Origin of the sequence: Paracoccus sp. R86501, assembly GCF_042466435.1 — a bacterium.
Lineage (GTDB): Bacteria > Pseudomonadota > Alphaproteobacteria > Rhodobacterales > Rhodobacteraceae > Paracoccus.
Genome location: NZ_JAXHPZ010000001.1, coordinates 3,021,305 through 3,039,908 on the forward strand (window position 1 = coordinate 3,021,305; position 18,604 = coordinate 3,039,908).

19 protein-coding genes are annotated in these 18,604 nt (G+C 64.7%); 11 read left to right on the top strand and 8 right to left on the bottom strand.

What is annotated here, in order from left to right; translation table 11 throughout:
- The first annotated feature begins 19 nt into the window (after positions 1-19).
- From SJY40_RS14790 to SJY40_RS14810, 5 genes are all read left to right on the top strand, one after another.
- On the top strand, positions 20-208 hold the full coding sequence (locus SJY40_RS14790; RefSeq protein WP_378948093.1) for a DUF1674 domain-containing protein: 189 nt from the start codon (positions 20-22) through the stop codon (positions 206-208).
- A complete protein-coding gene (locus SJY40_RS14795; RefSeq protein ID WP_378948096.1) occupies positions 209-1,543 on the top strand; it encodes an amidase in 1,335 nt (444 codons plus the stop codon).
- A 102-nt stretch (positions 1,544-1,645) separates the two neighbouring features.
- Positions 1,646-2,854, top strand: coding sequence for an aminotransferase class I/II-fold pyridoxal phosphate-dependent enzyme (locus SJY40_RS14800; protein ID WP_378948099.1), 1,209 nt, complete (start codon positions 1,646-1,648; stop codon positions 2,852-2,854).
- A gap of 4 nt (positions 2,855-2,858) precedes the next feature.
- Positions 2,859-5,411 (top strand): DNA translocase FtsK, encoded by a 2,553-nt coding sequence (locus SJY40_RS14805; RefSeq protein WP_378948101.1) that lies wholly within the window; start codon positions 2,859-2,861, stop codon positions 5,409-5,411.
- An 18-nt stretch (positions 5,412-5,429) separates the two neighbouring features.
- Positions 5,430-6,128 (top strand): DUF2268 domain-containing putative Zn-dependent protease, encoded by a 699-nt coding sequence (locus SJY40_RS14810; protein ID WP_378948104.1) that lies wholly within the window; start codon positions 5,430-5,432, stop codon positions 6,126-6,128.
- A gap of 76 nt (positions 6,129-6,204) precedes the next feature.
- Here SJY40_RS14810 and SJY40_RS14815 read toward each other — a convergent pair whose 3' ends face one another.
- The 4 genes from SJY40_RS14815 to SJY40_RS14830 are packed head-to-tail and all read right to left on the bottom strand — an operon-like array spanning position 6,205 to position 8,556.
- Positions 6,205-6,834 carry a rhomboid family intramembrane serine protease gene (locus SJY40_RS14815; RefSeq protein WP_378948107.1) on the bottom strand — a complete coding sequence of 210 codons (630 nt, stop codon included), beginning with the start codon at positions 6,832-6,834 and terminating at the stop codon, positions 6,205-6,207.
- Positions 6,827-7,015, bottom strand: coding sequence for a Trm112 family protein (locus SJY40_RS14820; protein ID WP_378948110.1), 189 nt, complete (start codon positions 7,013-7,015; stop codon positions 6,827-6,829). Before SJY40_RS14820 ends, SJY40_RS14815 begins: the two co-directional genes overlap by 8 nt.
- Positions 7,012-7,638 carry an LON peptidase substrate-binding domain-containing protein gene (locus SJY40_RS14825; protein ID WP_378948113.1) on the bottom strand — a complete coding sequence of 209 codons (627 nt, stop codon included), beginning with the start codon at positions 7,636-7,638 and terminating at the stop codon, positions 7,012-7,014. Before SJY40_RS14825 ends, SJY40_RS14820 begins: the two co-directional genes overlap by 4 nt.
- Positions 7,639-7,641: 3 nt before the next feature.
- Positions 7,642-8,556, bottom strand: coding sequence for a tetratricopeptide repeat protein (locus tag SJY40_RS14830; protein WP_378948116.1), 915 nt, complete (start codon positions 8,554-8,556; stop codon positions 7,642-7,644).
- A gap of 142 nt (positions 8,557-8,698) precedes the next feature.
- Between SJY40_RS14830 and nhaC the strand changes: the two genes are divergently transcribed.
- Complete coding sequence (gene nhaC, locus SJY40_RS14835; protein ID WP_378948119.1) at positions 8,699-10,201, top strand: Na+/H+ antiporter NhaC; 1,503 nt, start codon at positions 8,699-8,701, stop codon at positions 10,199-10,201.
- Between the two features lie 36 nt (positions 10,202-10,237).
- On the opposite strand, the gene SJY40_RS14840 is transcribed toward nhaC, so the two are convergent.
- Positions 10,238-11,023, bottom strand: a complete 786-nt coding sequence (locus SJY40_RS14840) for an exodeoxyribonuclease III (RefSeq protein ID WP_378948122.1) — start codon at positions 11,021-11,023, stop codon at positions 10,238-10,240.
- 127 nt (positions 11,024-11,150) lie between these two features.
- Between SJY40_RS14840 and SJY40_RS14845 the strand changes: the two genes are divergently transcribed.
- Positions 11,151-12,467 carry an MFS transporter gene (locus tag SJY40_RS14845; protein ID WP_378948125.1) on the top strand — a complete coding sequence of 439 codons (1,317 nt, stop codon included), beginning with the start codon at positions 11,151-11,153 and terminating at the stop codon, positions 12,465-12,467.
- 58 nt (positions 12,468-12,525) lie between these two features.
- A complete protein-coding gene (locus SJY40_RS14850) occupies positions 12,526-13,500 on the top strand; it encodes a glutathione S-transferase family protein (RefSeq protein ID WP_378948128.1) in 975 nt (324 codons plus the stop codon).
- A 195-nt stretch (positions 13,501-13,695) separates the two neighbouring features.
- On the opposite strand, the gene SJY40_RS14855 is transcribed toward SJY40_RS14850, so the two are convergent.
- Entirely contained in the window at positions 13,696-14,382 is a 687-nt protein-coding gene (locus tag SJY40_RS14855) for a response regulator transcription factor (protein WP_378948136.1), read from the bottom strand.
- A 133-nt stretch (positions 14,383-14,515) separates the two neighbouring features.
- Here SJY40_RS14855 and ribA point away from each other — a divergent pair, with 133 nt between their 5' ends.
- Positions 14,516-15,574 carry a GTP cyclohydrolase II gene (gene ribA, locus SJY40_RS14860; RefSeq protein ID WP_378948139.1) on the top strand — a complete coding sequence of 353 codons (1,059 nt, stop codon included), beginning with the start codon at positions 14,516-14,518 and terminating at the stop codon, positions 15,572-15,574.
- An 11-nt stretch (positions 15,575-15,585) separates the two neighbouring features.
- Positions 15,586-16,092 (top strand): L,D-transpeptidase, encoded by a 507-nt coding sequence (locus tag SJY40_RS14865; protein ID WP_378948142.1) that lies wholly within the window; start codon positions 15,586-15,588, stop codon positions 16,090-16,092.
- Here SJY40_RS14865 and SJY40_RS14870 read toward each other — a convergent pair.
- Both SJY40_RS14870 and SJY40_RS14875 read right to left on the bottom strand, forming a co-directional pair.
- On the bottom strand, positions 16,083-16,751 hold the full coding sequence (locus SJY40_RS14870; protein WP_378948145.1) for a YggS family pyridoxal phosphate-dependent enzyme: 669 nt from the start codon (positions 16,749-16,751) through the stop codon (positions 16,083-16,085). The genes SJY40_RS14865 and SJY40_RS14870 overlap by 10 nt on opposite strands.
- Before the next feature lie 57 nt (positions 16,752-16,808).
- Positions 16,809-17,807: a porin gene (locus SJY40_RS14875; RefSeq protein WP_378948148.1), complete on the bottom strand. Its 999-nt coding sequence runs from the start codon at positions 17,805-17,807 to the stop codon at positions 16,809-16,811.
- Positions 17,808-18,096: 289 nt separating this feature from the next.
- On the opposite strand from SJY40_RS14875, the gene SJY40_RS14880 reads away from it, so the two are divergent.
- On the top strand, positions 18,097-18,555 hold the full coding sequence (locus SJY40_RS14880; RefSeq protein ID WP_378948151.1) for a DUF3576 domain-containing protein: 459 nt from the start codon (positions 18,097-18,099) through the stop codon (positions 18,553-18,555).
- Positions 18,556-18,604 lie beyond the last annotated feature (49 nt).

Below are 18,604 nucleotides of genomic sequence, written 5' to 3' on the forward strand. Positions count from 1 at the left end.
CCATTCGGGGGATGTTTCCATGAGTGATACGACCAAGACCCATAACGCCGATCTGCCGCCCGCCGCGCAACGCGCCCTGGCCGAGGCCGAGGCACGGCGCAAGGCCGCCGCCGATCAGCCCCTTCCGGTCGAATACGGCGGTCGCGAGGGCCCCGAGGCCGTGCGTTTCGGCGATTACGAAAAGAACGGCATCGCGGTGGATTTCTGAATGGAGTGGCGTTTCCAATCCGCCACCCAGCAGGGCCGCGCAATTCTTGCAGGCCTTCTTGATCCCATCGACCAGACCGAGGCCTATCTGGCGGCAGCCAAGGACCACCCCGACTGCGACCGCATCTATGCCCGCCTGACCAGCGCCCGCGCCCGGTCCGAGGCTGTCGCCGCCCATGACCGCGCCAAGCAGGAACGCCGCCACAGCCTGCTGGACGGTGTGGCGATCAGCTGGAAAGACAATATCGACAGCGGCGGCACCGTGACCGAGGCCGGGTCAAAGCTGCTGGAGGGCCGCGTGCCCCGCAAGGACGGCAATGTGCTGGCCCGCGCGGCGCGTCGTGGCACGGTCTGTCTGGGCAAGACCCATATGACCGAGCTGGCCTTTTCCGGTTTGGGCCTGAACCCCGTCACCGCCACCCCGCCGAACGCATTGGACCCGACGCTTGCGCCGGGCGGGTCGTCATCGGGGGCTGCCGTATCCGTGGCGCTTGGGCTGGCGGCTGCGGCAATCGGCACCGATACGGGCGGCTCGGTCCGCGTGCCTGCCGCGTGGAACGGGCTGGTGGGCTTCAAGCCGACGCATGGTGCACTGCCGGAAAAGGGCGTCGTGCCGCTGGCCCGTAAGTTCGACATTCCCGGCCCCATCGCCCGCACGGTCGAAGACTGCGCCGAGCTGTTCGCCATCATGGCCGACCAGCCCGCGCCGGACCTTGAGGGCGCATCGGCCAAGGGTTTGCGCCTGATGGTGCTGGAGGGGTTGCCCTTCGACGATGCCGAATCCGGCGTCGTGACCGCCTTTCAGGATGCCGTGGACCGGCTGGGGCAGGCGGGCGCGCAGATCGCCCATGTCTATACCGATTGGCTGGACAAGGCGATGGCCCTGTCGCCGCAGGTCTTCGCCCCCGAAGCCTATGGCATTTGGCGCGCCCAGATCGAGGATGCACCCGAACTGATGTGGCCCCCCATCCTTGAACGCTTCCGCGGTGGCGCGGATGTCAGCGGTCCCGATTACGTCGCCGCATGGGAAAGCCTGACCCGCATCCGCCGCAAGTGGATCAAGGAAGTCGTCGGCGGTTATGACGCCGTACTGGTGCCGACCGTGCCGATCCTGCCCCCTGTGACGCAGCGCCTGCTGGACGATCAGAAAGAATTCGTCCGTGCCAATCTGCTGACCCTGCGCAATACCCGCATCGCGAACCTGCTGGGGCTGCCCTCGGTCACCCTGCCGACGGGGCTGCCTGCTTGCGGGATATCGCTGATGGGGCATGCGGGTCTGGACCGGCATCTGCTGCGCGTGGCTGCTGGGGCCGAAACCGCGCTGGCCGTCGCTTAGGCAGCGGCCCGCGCGCATCGGGTGTTTCGCTGGACGCAAGACGGTGTTCACGCTAATGTTTCTGCCAAGGAACGGGGCGAAGACCCCGAAAGCGAGGCAGAGATGACATTCCCCGAGCGGTTCTCGAACCTGCCGGAATACGCGTTCCCGCGGCTGCGGGCGTTGCTGTCCGACATTCAACCGGGACTTGCACCCGGCGAATCCCCCATGGTCCTGACCATCGGAGAGCCCCGCCATGCCATGCCCGATTTCGTCGGACCGGTGATGGCCGACAGCATCGGGCAATTCGCGAAATACCCGCCGAACGAAGGCGCGCCCGAACTGCTGGACGCGATCGCGGGCTGGCTGGGGCGTCGACACGGGCTGGATGTGACACCCGACCGGCTGATGGTCCTGAACGGCACGCGCGAAGGGCTGTTCAACGCGGCCCTTGCCCTGTGCCCAGAAACCAAGAACGGCCAGCGGCCCGCCGTTCTGGTGCCGAACCCCTTCTATCAGGTCTATGCCGTGGCCGCGGCGGCGGTGAATGCCGATGCGGTGTTTTTGCCCGCAACGCCCGAAACCGGAAACCTGCCAGATTACGCAGCCCTTGATCCCGAATTGCTGGACCGCGTGGCCATCGCCTATCTGTGTTCGCCCGCCAACCCACAAGGCGCCATGGCGGATCGCGCCTATCTGGAACAGCTGGTCACGCTGGCCGATCGCCATGATTTCCTGATTTTCTCGGATGAATGCTATTCCGAGATCTATCGCGACACCCCGCCGCCCAGTGCGCTGGCGATCGCCACCGACATGGGGCTGGCCGACCGTGTGGTGATGTTCAACTCGCTGTCAAAGCGGTCGAACCTGCCGGGCCTGCGGTCCGGTTTCGCCGCAGGGGGCCGCGCGCAGATCGCCAAGATGCGCCAGCTGCGCAGTTTTGCGGGCGCGCCGCTGCCTTTGCCGGTTCAGCGCGTGTCGCAGGCGGCCTGGTCGGACGATGCGCATGCGGATGCGAACCGAGCGCTCTATCAGGTGAAATACGATATCGCCGACCGGATCCTGGGCAATATCCCCGGATATCTGCCCATCGATGGCGGGTTCTTCCTATGGCTGCCTGTCGAGGATGGCGAAGCCGCCGCGTGCAAGCTCTGGGAACAGGCGGGCATCCAGGTGCTGCCCGGGGCCTATCTGTCGCGCGATGTGGAGGGCCATAATCCGGGGCGCGGCTTTATCCGCGTGGCGCTGGTCGCTGATGCGGAACAGACGGAAACGGCGCTGACGCGACTGCGTGCGGTGCTTTATGATGACATGACCGACGGGAGGGGATGAGCAGATGGCAAGTTGGCAGGCGAAACACCGCGATCCGCTGTTTGATCAGACCACGCAGGCGGCATTGGAACGACGCGGCAAGGAATTGCTGGGCGCCGGTCTGATCCTGCTGGCGCTGCTGGTCGGCATGATGCTGGGCAGCTGGTCGGCCGACGACCCCAGCTTCCTGTCGGCGACCGATGCGCCCGCGCAGAACATGCTGGGCAGCTTTGGCGCCTATATCGCCGCGCCTTTGATGATGATCGCGGGCTATGGGTCCTGGATGCTGGTGACCGCCGCTGCCGTCTGGGGCCTGCGCCTGATGCTGCACAAGGGCGAGGAACGCCTGATGCGCGGCATCTTTACCCCCATCGCCGTGGCGCTGGTCTCGATCTATTGCAGCACGCTGACGCCGGGTCCCGAATGGCAGCAGAATTACGGCATGGGCGGCCATTTCGGCGACATGATCATGGGCGCGTTTCTGAACCTGCTGCCGATGAAGGCGCAGCTGGGCATCCGACTGGCGGCCCTGATCGTGGCGGTGGCGACGGTCAGCGCCGGGGCCTTCGTCCTGGGGTTCAGCAAGGCCGAACTGACCGCCCTTCGGTCGCGGTTCTTCCGCGGTCTGGCAACCGCGCTGCATCTGTCGGTGCGCGCCATTGACGGCGGTGCCGCGCTGATCCAGCGCCTGCGCCAGCCGCGTACCGCCGAGGATCACCCCGAGCGGGTCGAGCCCGCCCCCGCGCGTGCCCGCCCCGCCCCCCAGCCCTTCCAGCTGGAAGAGGAAATGCCCGAGCCCGAGCTGATCGAGCGCGACTCCGATTACGAAGGCGACGCCCCCACCGAAGAAGAGGTCCGTGGCCGCATCAGCGACGCGATCCGCAGTCACGCGGCGAAATCCTCGGTGCTGAAGGCGGTGACGTCCAAGCTGGCGCGCGACGGTGTTCCCGCGCAGGACGATGCCGCGCCGATGCTGCTGGACGAACCCGCGCCGCGCGTGGTGCCGAAGGCCAGCCCCAAGCCCAGCCCGACCATGACCGCGCGCGAACTGCCCGCCGAGGATTCGGCCAACGGCTACGAACGCCCGCCGCTGGAGCTGTTGTCGATGCCCGATGAGGGCGAGGCCCCCATCTCGGAAGAGATGCTGATGGAAAACGCCCGCGCGCTAGAGGCGGTGCTGGATGACTATGGCGTCAAGGGTCAGATCACCGAGGTCCGCCCCGGTCCCGTCGTGACGCTTTACGAACTGGAACCGGCGCCCGGTCTGAAGGCCAGCCGCGTGATCGGCCTTGCCGACGACATCGCACGATCAATGTCTGCCCTGTCGGCACGTGTCAGCACTGTTCCGGGCCGCAGCGTCATCGGGATCGAACTTCCCAACGCCAAGCGCGAAAAGGTGGCGTTCCGTGAAATTCTGGCCAGCCGCGCCTTCAGCGATGGCAAGCAACCGCTGCCGCTGGCCCTTGGCAAGGATATCGGTGGCGATCCCATCGTGGCGAACCTTGCCAAGATGCCCCACCTGCTGATCGCCGGTACGACCGGTTCGGGTAAGTCGGTGGCGATCAACACCATGATCCTGTCGCTGCTGTACAAGCTGACGCCGGATGAATGCCGCTTGATCATGATCGACCCTAAGATGCTGGAACTGTCGGTCTATGACGGCATCCCGCATCTGCTGTCCCCGGTCGTCACCGACCCCAAGAAGGCGGTCGTCGCCCTGAAGTGGGTCGTGGGCGAAATGGAGGACCGTTACCGCAAGATGTCCAAGATGGGCGTCCGCAATATCGAAGGCTACAACGGCCGCGTGGCCGAGGCCCTGTCCAAGGGCGAGATGTTCAAGCGCACCGTCCAGACCGGTTTCGACGAAGACACCGGCGACGCCATCTGGGAAACCGAGGAATTCCAGCCCGAGGCCTTCCCCTATATCGTCGTCGTCGTCAACGAGATGGCCGACCTGATGATGGTCGCCGGCAAGGAGATCGAGGCCTGCATCCAGCGCCTGGCGCAGATGGCGCGGGCATCGGGCATCCACCTGATCATGGCGACGCAGCGCCCGTCCGTCGATGTCATCACCGGCACGATCAAGGCGAACTTCCCGACGCGGGTCAGCTTCCAGGTGACATCCAAGATCGACAGCCGCACGATCCTGGGTGAACAGGGTGCCGAACAGTTGCTGGGGCAGGGCGACATGCTGTATATGGGCAATGGCGCGCGCATCACCCGTATCCACGGTCCCTTCGTCAGCGACGAAGAGGTCGAGGAGATCGTGAACCACCTGAAATCCTTTGGTCCGCCCAGCTATAAATCCGGCGTGGTCGAAGGCCCCGAGGATGACAAGGCCGACAATATCGATGCGGTTTTGGGTCTGGGCGGCGGCGACAATGGCGACGATGCGCTTTACGATCAGGCCGTCATGATCGTGGCCAAGGATCGCAAGTGTTCCACCAGCTATATCCAGCGCAAGCTGGCGATCGGTTACAACAAGGCCGCGCGTCTTGTCGAACAGATGGAAGACCAGGGCGTCGTGTCCTCGGCCAACCATGTCGGCAAGCGCGAGGTTCTGGTGCCCGAAGTCTGAGGCACCGTCAGGAACGACATGACAATCTGGAACCTGCATTTCCTGAATGCGCGGCACGCCGTGACCCGCCACATGGCCGAAATTCGTGCGGCCGCAAAGCAGGCCGTCGCGCTGACGGGACAGCATGCGCATCTGCCGAATTTTGATCTGGTGGTGCGCGCCCTGCCCGGGGGCGGCATTCCCGACTGGGGCGTGGGTGGCCATGCGCCATCGCCCGGGATCATCGAAGTGACGCTGAACCCCGAGCGATTCTCCGACGAGCATCTGATCCGGACCCTGGTCCATGAGATGCATCACCTGATGCGGTGGGATGGCCCCGGCTGTGGCAAGTCGCTTGGCGCTGCTTTGGTCAGCGAGGGGCTGGCGGGACATTTCGTGCTGCAGGTTTTGGGGGGCAAGCCCAATTCTTGGGACGCTGTCCGGCCCGCATCGGGGGTGGCGCGTCAGGCGATGAACGAATGGGCGCGGTTGGATTACGATCATGCGCGTTGGTTCTTTGGCCGCGGCGATCTGCGCAAATGGACCGGCTATGGTCTGGGTCACAAGCTGATCGCCGAGCATCTGGCAGCATCCCCCGAGGATGATGCCGCATCGCTGGCCGCAATGCCTGCCGATACCTTCCGCCCCGTAATGCGGCGTCTGCTGGCGGCTGAGGGCGAGGACGCCGAAGCTGAGGTCGACCCCGAGGACAAGGCCGAGAACGCCGGCGAAAGCTGAGTGCGTCCCGCCCGCACCGGGGGGCTTTGCGCCCCCCGGACCCCCCGCAGGGTATTTCCGCAACCAAGAAGTCTGGTCAGACCTTGCGCAATCCGAGGGCCAATCCGATCAGAAGGCCCGCGCCAGCGCCGCCCAGATGCGCTTGCCACGCGATGGATGGCATCATCACCGTCAAGGCCACGTTCAGCAGCAGGATCAGGCCGACCGACCGCACCAGCGGTGCGAGCGATTTATGGCGGCGGGTCAGATTGATGGCGGCATATCCGACCAAAGCGCCCGCCAGACCGAAGACCGCGCCCGACGCTCCGATCATCGGGCCTGCCTGCGGCTGCATGACCGCGAAAAGCAGGGCTGCCGCGATCTGGCAGACCAGATAGGTCAGCGCCATCGCCCGCGATCCGATCATCCGGGTCAGTTCACGCGCAATGGCCGCCAGCGAAATCATGTTCATCGCCAGATGCAGCACGCCGTCGTGCAACAGGCCGTAGGTCAGGAACATCGCCACGCCTTGACCGGGATAGAGCCCGACGCCCTGCATCAGCAGGGGCGACCAGAAGGCGCCCAGCATGAAGGCCGCGGGGCGCAGCTGGGGATAGCCCACCAGATCGGCGATGGTCAGCACCGCTTCGGCGGCAATGCAGACCACGATCAGTGCCCGCACCCACAGCGGCATCCTGAAGGACGGGCGGCTGGCGGTGTCAGTCATCGGCGCGGATCTGGCGCGCCTCGTCGATCAGCATGATCGGGATGCCGGCGCGGATCGGAAAGGCCAGTCCTGCGGCCCGGGACACCAGTTCCTGCCGTTCGGCGTCGTAATGCAGCGTGGTGTGCGTCACGGGGCAGACCAGCGCCTCGAGCATGTGCCGGTCGTAGTCGGATTGGGTCATTGCAGACGTTCCTCGGGTTCGTCGCCGCGCATGGCGAATTCGATCAGACCGACCAGCAGTTCGCGGCGATCGACCAATGTGGGGGATTCCAGCAGCGCCTGCTTGTCGCCATGCGACAGAGGCAGCATCATCGACAGGGAATTGATCAGCAATTCGTCCTCGGCCTGGGCGGCGGCGTCCCAATCGGTCGAGAGGTCCTTGCTTTCCATATAGCGCGCCAGAAGGTCGAACAGCGCCTTGCGGTCCATGGCGGAGTCGTGTTCGGGCTGGCCCCGGTCGCGACCAAAGGACGACCAGTTGACTTGCGCCTGCAGATAGGGGGCAAAGCTGTCCTGCACGTCCAGCATCCGGAACCGCGACACTGCCCCAAGCGAAATCATCATCCGCCCGTCGTCGTTTTCGTTGAAGGACACGATGCGCCCCGCGCAGCCGATGGTGGACAGGCCGTCCGCTTCGGGTTGGACCATGCCGATCAGGCGGTGGCCGGTCTTGAGCGTATCCTCGATCATCTGCAGATAGCGCGGTTCGAAGATATGCAGCGGCAGACGAGAGCGCGGCATCAGCACTGCCCCCGGCAAGGGGAACAGCGCGATGCGGTCGGGCAGATCAAGGCGCAGCGGCATCGATCAGGCGAAGATCATCGAGGAGAGCCGGCGGCGACCCTTCTGGGCCAGCGGGTCGTTGCCCGGAAGGCTGTCGAAAATGGTGATCAGCTGCGCCTTGGCCGCGCCGTCGTTCCAGTCACGATCGCGGCGGAAGCTGTCCAGCAGGATATCGATGGCTTGCTCGATCTGTCCTGCGGCATGCAGGGCTTGCGCCAGTTCCAGACGGGCCTGCTGATCACTGGGATCGGCATCGACGCGCGCCTGCAGGTCGTCCAGCGGCCCTGCGCTTTCGGCCTGCTGGGCCAGTTGCAGCTGGGCGCGGGCGGCTTCGACGGGGTTGGTGCCTGCGATGGCGGCGGGCACCTGCGTCAGGGTCGCGGCGGCGGCGGCGTGGTCGTTTGCGGCCAGATGGGCGCGGATCAGGCCGCCCCAGGCCTCGGGGCTGTCGGGTATTTCGCCGATGATGGCGGTGAAGGTCTCGATCGCGTCGGGGACCTCATTGTCCAGAATCATCTGCTCGGCTGCGGCCAGCGCGTCGGCCATGCCGCCGTCATCGCCGCCCATCTCGACCAGCTTGTCGACGAACTGCTTGATCTGGCTTTGCGGAACGGCGCCCTGAAAGGCATCGACCGGCTGGCCCTTGAAGAAGGCATAGACCGTCGGCAGCGACTGCACCTGCAGCTGTCCAAGGATCGCCTGGTTTTCATCGGCGTTGACCTTGGCCATGCGGACGCGGCCCTTGTGACGGGCCACCTCGGTTTCCAGCATCGGGCCAAGCGTCTTGCAGGGGCCGCACCAGGGCGCCCAGAAATCGACGATGACCGGCACCTCCATCGAGGCCTCGACCACCTCTTTCATAAAGTCGGCTTGCGACACGTCCTTGATAAATTCGTCGGTCTTGGGTGCGTTGCCGGCACCATCGAAAAGCATTGTCATCTTGTCCCCGGTCGTTCGGTTCACATGGTTGCGCCCAATATGGGGGGTGAAGGCGTTGAACAAAAGGGTGGATCGTGCGTTACGACCCTGACAGGCCCTCACGGGCAAGTGACCACACAGTTGAGAGATAACGGGGAACCGGATGACCGAAACCACAGAAACAACGCGGGAACTGCCCCCGCTGCATCTGGCATTGCTGCCGATCGTGCTGACACTGGGGCTGCTGGCAATCCAGCTGTTCTACTATGGCGACTTCACACCGCATATCCCGCTGGTCCTGGGCCTGGCGATCACCGGACTGCTGGGCGTCATGCGCGGCCAGAAATGGATGGATATCCGCGAGGGCGTCTTCCACGTCATCCATGTATCCATGCCGTCGCTGTCGGTGCTGATCGTCGTGGGCATGATCATCGGGGTCTGGATCGCATCCGGCACGGTGCCGACGCTGATCTATTACGGACTGACGCTGCTGAACCCGCAGATCTTCCTGGCGGCGGCGATGATCCTCTGTGCGGTCGTGTCGCTGTCCTTGGGGACCAGTTGGGGCACGGTCGGTACCATCGGCGTCGCGTTGATGGGGATCGGCGCAGGCTTCGGCATTCCGCCCTATTGGACCGCCGGTGCGATCGTGTCGGGGGCCTTCTTCGGCGACAAGGTCTCGCCCCTGTCGGACACGACGAACCTTGCCCCCGCGGTGACGGGGGTCAACATCTTCGACCACATCAAGAACATGCTGCCGACCACGGTGCCGGCCATGCTGATCGCGCTGACCGTCTATCTGGTCGCCGGCTATTCGCTGATCACCCCCGCCGCGACCAGCTTTGAACGCATCGACGCCATCACGGACACGCTGTCGGCGCAGTTCACTCTCGGCATCATCCCGTTGATCCCCGCGCTGGTCGTGGTTGCGCTGGCCGTGGCCAAGCGCCCGCCGCTGCCGTCGCTGTTCACCGGCGTGCTGCTGGGCGCCATCGTCGCGATCTTTTGGCAGGGTGCTGGCCTGCATGACGTCTTCAGCTATGCGCAATCGGGCTATACCATCGAGACCGGCGTCGCCGATATTGACAGCCTGCTGAATGCGGGCGGGATCCAGTCGATGATGTGGACGATTTCGCTGATGCTGATCGCACTTGGCTTCGGCGGTGCGCTGGAACGCACAGGTTGTCTGGAATCGATCATCAACGCCATTATCAGTCGCGTCACCAGCTTTTCCGCCGTGCAAAGCAGCGCCATCGCGACCGCCTTTGCCACGAATGTGGTGGCAGGCGATCCCTATATCTCGATCGCGCTGCCGGGGAGGATGTATGCGCCGCTGTACCGGGGCATGGGGTATTCGACGCTGAACCTGTCGCGCGCAGTCGAAGAGGGGGGCACGCTGATGTCGCCGCTGATCCCGTGGAACGCGGGCGGCGCCTTCGTGATCACCGCGCTGTCGCTGAACATCATGGGCGGCGATCTGACCAACCTGCTGTACATCCCGCTGGCCTTCGCCTGCTGGACGGCGCCGCTGATCGGTATCCTTTATGCGCTGACGGGCTGGTTCTCGCCCCGCGCCACCGATGAGGAACGTCAGGACTGGGATCGTCAGGATGAGGATATCCTTGATCTGGATGGCCACGCCCTGAGCGACGAGACCACCGCCTGACGACCGCGCCGCCCCCGCATTCGGGGGCGGCGTTTTTCACAGATCAAAGCTGGCCAGCACCGGAACATGGTCGCTTGGCTTGTCCCAGCCCCGCACCGGCCGAAGGATGCGACTGCCATGCGCGGCCTGCGCGATGTCGCGGGTCGCCCAGATGTGGTCCAGACGCCGCCCCTTATCGGCCCCGTCCCAGTCCTTGGCACGATAGCTCCACCACGAATAGAGCAGCCCCTGCGGGATATCCTGCCGCGTGACATCGACCCAATCGCCGGCATCCTGCGCGGTCTGCAGATGCTCGACCTCGATCGGGGTGTGGCTGACGACCTTCAGCAGCTTCTTGTGCGACCAGACGTCGTCTTCGCGCGGGGCGATGTTGAAATCACCGACCATGATCGATTTTTCGGGGCGTTCGGCGTGGAAGACGTCGCGCATCTCGGTCAGGAAATCCAGCTTCTGGCCGAATTTCTCATTCACTGTACGGTCGGCGATATCGCCGCCTGCGGGGATGTACATGTTGTGGATGGTCACGCCGTTCTCCATCCGCGCGGCCACATGGCGGGCATGGCCCATGCCGACGTAATCGCGACCGCCCGCATCGGCGATCGGCAGGCGCGACAGGATCGCCACGCCGTTATAGCCCTTCTGCCCGCGCGCGACCATGTAGTGGTATCCAAGCGCGCGGAACTGTTCGACAGGGATTAGCTCGACGGGCGATTTGCATTCCTGCAGGCAGAGGACATCAGGGCTTTCCTCGGCCAGAAAACGGGCGACCAGGCCTTCGCGCAGGCGGACCGAGTTGATGTTCCAGGTGGCGATGGTGAACATTGCGGCACTCCTTTGCGGTTTCGCGCGGACCCTAGCGGCGGTCCCGCCACCTGTCGAGGTCAAGGCTTGCCATGTGCGCCCCTGCCGCTATGCAAGAACCCACAGAGGGGAAACGGGGGATATCGACATGAAACTGACCATAGACGAGGCCTTGACGCGCGGCGGGACCGGCCTGTTCCAATGGCGGCTGCTGTGCATCTTCGGGCTGGTCTGGGCGGCGGATGCCATGCAGGTCATCGCGGTGGGCTTTGCATGGCCCTCGATCGCGGCGACCTTCGGGCTGGACCGCGTGACGGCGCTGAACATCGGGACGGTGTTCTTCATGGGCATGTTCGTGGGTGCCTTCGCCTTCGGCAGGCTGGCCGATCGCGTGGGCCGCAAATGGGTGCTGATCGCCACCGTCGCGATGGATGCGGTCTTCGGGCTGGCGTCGGTCATGGCGGGCGACTTCACGGTGCTGCTGGTCCTGCGCTTCCTGACGGGCGTGGCGGTGGGCGGCACGCTGCCCGTGGATTACGCCATGATGGCCGAGTTTCTGCCGCCCCGGTCGCGTGGCCGCTGGCTGGTCTGGCTGGAGGGGTTCTGGGCCATCGGTACCATTGTCGTTGCCCTGACCGCATGGGCCGCCGCCAGCATGGGCGCCGAGGCGCCTTGGCGCTGGATCTTCTTCGTGGCCGCCGTCCCGGCGCTGATCGGTTTCGGCCTGCGCTTCTGGATCCCGGAATCGCCGATGTATCTGGTCCGCAAGGGTCGCCAGGCAGAGGCGCGCACCGTCATCAACCGCATCCTGCATATCAACGGTGCCTCGCCGCTGCCCGCCGAAGCGCATCTGCAGGCGGCGCAGGTGCCTTCGGGCGTCGCGACCTCGATCCTGTCGGAACCGCTGCGCCGGTCCACCATCGGCGTGATGGCGGTGTGGTTCCTGGTGTCGCTGTCCTATTACGGCGTCTTCATCTGGGTGCCGGGGCAGCTGGCCAGTGAAGGCTTCGGCTTCGTGCGCGGATACGGCTTCCTGGTCATCCTGGCGCTGGCGCAGATTCCCGGATACGCGCTGGCCGCATGGGGGGTCGAGGCCGTGGGCCGTCGCCCGACGCTGGCGGGCTTCCTGTTGCTTAGCGCGGCGGGATGCTTCCTGTTCACGGTGGCCAGCGGAACGGCAATGGTCGCCGCATCCCTGATTATCATGAGCTTTGCCCTGCTGGGCAGCTGGGGCGCGCTTTATGCCTTTACGCCCGAGCTGTACCCCACCCATCTGCGCGGGACCGGCATGGGCACCGCCAGCGCCGTCGCGCGTCTTGGCGGCATTCTGGCGCCCAGCCTGCTGGCCTTCGTCTTTACCCGCAGCTTCACGCTGGCCATCGGGCTTTTCGCGCTGCTGCTGGTGCTGGCGGCGGCGGCGCTGCTGCTGATCCGCACGGAAACCCGCGACCGCGCCATCGGCTGAGGGTCGGAACGGAACGATGCGCCATCCGTTGGCGCATCGTAGCAGGAAAGGATGAAACATGGGCCAGCTGGTGAACGGGGTCTGGAAGGACCAATGGTACGATACCGACAGCAACGGCGGTGAATTCAAGCGCGACAGCGCCAAGTTCCGCAACTGGGTGACCGCGGACGGCAGCGCGGGACCGACGGGGCAGGGCGGATACAAGGCCGAAAGCGGGCGGTATCACCTCTATGTCAGCCACGCCTGTCCTTGGGCGCATCGCACGATGATTTTCCGCGCCATCAAGGCGCTTGAGGATCACATCGATGTCTCGGTCGTCCACCCCGAGATGCTGTCCGAGGGGTGGGAGTTCCGCACCGATTTCGACGGCGCAACGGGCGACCGCCAGTTCGGGCTGGATTACCTGCGGCAGATCTATCTGAAGGTCCAGCCCGACATGACGGGCCGCGTCACCGTTCCCGTGCTGTGGGACAAGCAGACCGGCAGCATCGTGTCAAACGAAAGCGCCGACATCATCCGCATGTTCAATTCGGCCTTTGACGGCATCACCGGCAACACCGATGATTATTATCCCGCCGATCTGCACGACCGGATCGGGCAGGTGAACGACCGCATCTATGACACGGTCAACAACGGCGTCTACAAGGCGGGTTTCGCGACATCGCAGCAGGCCTATGACAAGGCGGTGGGGCCGCTGTTCGACAGCTTGGACTGGATCGAGGGGTTGCTGGCGGAAAACCGTTACCTGACAAGCGACCGCCTGACCGAGGCCGACTGGCGGCTGCTGACCACTATCCTGCGCTTTGACGGGGTCTATCACACGCATTTCAAATGCAACCGCCGCCGCGTGGTGGATTATCCCAACCTCTGGGCTTGGGCACGCGAACTGTATCAATGGCCGGGCGTCGCGCAGACCGTGCATCCGGACCACTTCATGCGGCACTATTACTTCAGCCACGACATGATCAACCCGCATCGCATCGTCCCCATCGGGCCTGATGCCGATTGGTCCGCACCACACGGGCGCGGGTAAAAAAATGCCCGGTGTGAAAACACCGGGCAGTCCAACAGGGAGGGAGGGTGTGGCCGCATCCACCGGCCACTGGGCTTCGTGGGCTCAACGTCGAAATCCAGCCCCGGTTCCCGCCCAGATTGCATTGGCGAAAAGCTGCCGATCGGGGGTCGGAACCGCATTGAAAAGGCCCGCTGAAGCGGGCCTCGGCAGGAGTCAGGCGACCAGGCGATAGCCGCCCAATTCCGTCACCAGCAGACGCGCCGCCGAGGGGTCGGGCTCGATCTTCTGGCGCAGGCGATAGATGTGGGTTTCCAGCGTATGCGTGGTCACACCGGCGTTATAACCCCAAACCTCATGCAGCAGCACATCACGCGGCACGACGCCGTCCTGCGCGCGATACAGGAACTTGAGGATGTTGGTCTCCTTCTCGGTCAGGCGGATCTTGCGGTCCTTCTGATCGATCAGCATCTTCATCGAGGGTTTGAACGTATAGGGCCCAAGCTGGAAGATCGCGTCTTCGGATTGTTCATGCGTACGCAGCTGGGCGCGCAGACGGGCCAGCAGGACGGGGAACTTGAACGGCTTGGTAACATAGTCGTTGGCGCCCGCGTCCAGACCCAAGATCGTGTCGGCGTCGGTGTCATGCCCGGTCAGCATCACGATGGGGCATTTCACGTTCAGCTTGCGCAGCTTCTTGCACAGCTCGCGGCCGTCGGTGTCGGGCAGGCCCACGTCCAGAACGACCAGATCGAAGATGGCGTTTTTCGTGGCTTCGACGGCTTCGGCGCCGGTGCCAGCCTCGGTCACGTCGAAATCATCGGTGGCCACCAGCTGTTCGGCCAGGGCTTCGCGCAGGTCTTCTTCGTCATCGACCAGCAGGATTTTTTTAAGTCCGGGCATGTTGCCTCCTATGGCTTGTTGATACTTGAGTGGGGTGCGCGACCCGTTCCGTCCAGCAACATGTCGGAATTCTCACATGGAGTTGTCGGATAAGCGCGCTATGTTTCAATTTGTTTCAAGAATGCGTGGCCCGATGAGCCTGATCCCGACCCTTGCCGAAACCATTTCCCGCGCCCGCGCCGATCTGCGCATGGGTCTGCCCGTCGTTCTGGGCGACCATATCGCGGCGGCGGTGGAAACCTTGTCGCCCGTGCGGCTGGCCGATCTGCGGGCCTTGGGTCAGCCGGTTCTGGCACTGACCGACCGCCGGGCGCAGACGCTGAAGGCGCGGGTCTATGACGCGGGCGTGGCGCGGGTGAGCGTGCCTGCCGGGGCCGATCTGGCCTGGCTGCAGGCGCTGGCCGATCCGTCGGGCGATCTGATGACGCCGATGAAGGGACCGCTGGCATCCGAACGCGGCGGCGATGTGACCGCGCATCGTGCCGCGCTGGCCTTGGCGAAATCGGCGCAGCTGCTGCCCGCAATGCTGCTGGTTCCCGCCCCCGCGCCTGAGGGGCTGACGCGCCTGTCACCCGGCCCGCTGATCGCGCAACTGGCGGCCGAATCCGCGATGGCCTCCGTCACCGCCGCCCGTCTGCCGCTGCAATCGGCGGAACGATCGCGCCTGCATATCTTCCGCCCCGACGATGGCGGCGCGGAACATTACGCGGTCGAGATCGGCGATCCACCCCGCGACGCCCCCGTGCTGGCCCGTCTGCATTCAGCCTGCTTTACCGGCGACGTGCTGGGCAGCCTGAAATGCGACTGCGGCCCGCAGCTGCATGCGGCCTTGGATGCCATGGGGCAGGTAGGGGCAGGGGTGCTGCTTTACCTGAACCAGGAAGGGCGTGGCATCGGGCTGGCCAACAAGATGCGCGCCTATGACCTGCAGAACCAGGGCTTCGATACGGTCGAGGCCAACCACCGCCTTGGCTTCGAGGATGACGAGCGCGACTTCCGCATCGGCGCGGCCTTGCTGCGCGGGCTGGGCTTCACCGCGACCCGACTGATGACCAACAACCCGCGCAAGGTGGCGATGATGGAAAGCCACGGCATTGCAGTGCCGGAACGTGTGGCGCTGATCACCCCGCGCAACCGCCACAACACCGACTATCTGGACACCAAGGCCGAAAAATCGGGGCATCTGCTGTGAGGGCCGACGATATGGTCCTGACCCCGATGGGGCTGCGCTTTCATGGACGCACCATCCCCTGCGCCATCGGCAAGACCGGCCTGTCGCGGGACAAGCGCGAAGGGGACAGCGCCACCCCGACGGGTCATCACCGCATCACGGGCCTCTGGTATCGCCCGGACCGCGTTGCGCGTCCGGCACCTTGGGCGCGGCCCATCGGACCATCCGATCTGTGGTGCGATGCCAGCGGTCATGCGAAATACAATCACCACGTTCGCGCACCCTTTGCGCACAGCCACGAACGGCTGCGCCGCGCCGATCCGCTCTATGATCTGGTGCTGACCACCGACTGGAACTGGCCGGACGCGCGGGCGGGGCGCGGATCGGCCATCTTCCTGCACCAATGGCGCCGCCCGCATTTCGGGACCGAGGGTTGCATCGCCTTTGCCCGCACCGACCTGCGTTGGATCGCGGAACGCGCAGTCATCGGCACGCGGCTGATCGTGCCGCCCTTGGCCGCGTTGTCTGTTCAGCCGTAGTCGCGCGCGCCGAAGATGGCCGAGCCGACACGGATGTGGGTCGCGCCTTCGGCCACTGCGGTTTCGAAGTCGCTGCTCATGCCCATGGACAGGTGGGGCAGGCCGTTGTCGGCCGCCAGTTTGCGCAGCAGAGCGAAATGCGGTTGCGGGTCCAGACCTTCGGGCGGGATGCACATCAGGCCGGTCGGGGCCAGATCCAGCTGGGCGCAGGATGACAGGAAGCCCGACAGTTCATCCACCAGAATGCCGGCCTTTTGCGGTTCGTCCCCGGTGTTGACCTGAACGAACAGCTGGGGGTGGCGGCCCTGTTCCTGAATCTGCGCGGCCAGCTTGCGGGCCAGCGTCATGCGGTCCAGCGTGTGGATTGCGTCGAACAGCTGCACGGCCTGCTTGGCCTTGTTCGACTGCAAGGGGCCGATCATATGCAGGTCGATCCCATCGTAACGGTCGCGCCATTCGGGCCATTTGCCCTGCGCTTCCTGAACGTAGTTTTCGCCATAGATGCGGTGGCCTGCCTCAAGGACCGCCTGAACGCGTTCGTTCGGCTGGACCTTGCTGACGGCGATCAATGTGACGCTGCCCGGGGCGCGTCCTGCGGCGGCTTCGGCCGCGGCAAGGCGGCTGGTGATATCTGTCAAACCCATGAAGCCACTGAACATAAAGAAAAGAGCGGGCGCAAGGCCCGCTCTTTCCGCAACTGCGTGATCTGGATCAGATCAGAAGTTGAACTGGACGCCCATGTCGGCGGTGACCAGCTCGTTGTAGCCGCGCTGAACCGAACCGGCCAGCATTGCGCCGCCCAGGTCGTAGGAAGCGCCGATACCGTAGGAGTTGTCGGTCTCGTTGCTGTCTGCGTCATTGTTGGCGACGTAGGCGCTGACAACGGTCATCGGAGCAACTTCGTAGCTGCCGTACAGGGTCACGGTGTTGCCCAGATCCGAATCGTCGCCGTTGACTTCGCCATTGTCGAAGTACAGCAGGCCGATGTCGGTCTTTTCGTTGAATGCATATTCTGCACCCAGGAAGTACTGGTCGTTGCCGTCGATGCCGGCGCCGTCTTTCAGAGCGGCAGCAGCCAAGGTCAGCATGTCGTTGTAGACGTAGTCAACCGACAGACCGTATTCTTTTTCCATGCCCGTTGCGCTGTCGGGCAGGATCTGGTCGGGGTCGACGACCGACGCGCGGACCGTCAAGGTGTCGACGGTGTAGCTGGCCAAGACGCCCATGTAGTCGCTGCGGCGCTCGATGGTGCCGTTGACGACGTTTGCGAAGGTCGGGTAGCCGTCGGTGTTGTAGGCGAAGAAGTCGCCACGCGAGTTGCCGAACGAACGCGAGTAGATGCCGATTTCCGAGTTGTACATCAGAGCGGTCGAGTCGTAGGCGGTGTTCGAGTTACCGATTTCGACGGTCAGACCGTTCGAGGTGACATACAGGTAGCCCGGTGCAACGGTGGTTTCGTCGTCGCCCTGGTCCCACTGGATGCGGATCCGGCCACCGAATTCGACGTCCGAGTCGGTCGTCGTGGTCGCGTCGATGTTCATGCGCAGGCGCGACTGGACGATCGCGTCGCTGGTTTCAACGCCATCGATGGTGCCACGAACGCCGTCTTCCTGATACAGGATGCCGGTGCGGCCGTAGCCCGAGATCGTGACGTCTGCTGCGGCGATGCCGGCAGTCAGGACCAGTGCGGTCGTCGCGAAAAGAACCTTTTTCATGGTCGTGTTCCCTCTTGTCTCTCTGTTGCCCAAACCAGCCTCCCGACTTGGGTATGTATTGTGTTTCCCCCTTTCGGAATTGTGATGCAACGGAATCACCGGACCCCCGGGGGTTTCCCTGTTTCTGTGATGCACAACCGCCACACCTTTCCGTGATCGCCAAATCCCGTCATTTGCGGGACTTGGGCGGGATCGGGGGTGGTCCCGAAGGCCCCGTGGCCAAGGCGCTTGTCGCGGGCGGTCGTTCCGCGTTAAAGCTGGCCCACGCGAAATACGCCCGGGGGACAGCATGAAGACCGCACGCGCCGCACGCCTGATGATCGTCACGACGCTTTGCGCGGGGCTTGCCGCCTGTGGCGGGGCCGGTGACCGCAACCGGACCGCCAAGGAACCCGAGCGCGAGATGAAGATCCAGGACCTGTTCCGCCAGACGGAAAACCCCAGTGCGACGGTGGGCGTGAACAAGTATCTTTGGAACGCCAGCCTTCAGGTGCTGAACTTCCTGCCGGTGCAGACGGTCGATCCCTTCACGGGCGTGATCCAGACGGGCTATGGCACGCCGCCGGGCGGTGGCCGGTCCTATCGCGCGACGATCCAGGTCAGCGATCCCGCGCTGGACGCGCGCAGCCTGCGCCTGTCGCTGCAGGGGGCGGGCGGTTCGACCGTCGAGCCCGGCACCGTCCGCGCGGTCGAGGATGCCATCCTGACCCGCGCCCGCCAGCTGCGCATTCAAGACGGTCGTTTCTAAGGTCGCCTGCTTGCGGGTCTGGCCACTGGACCCGCACTCGGCTGGCGTA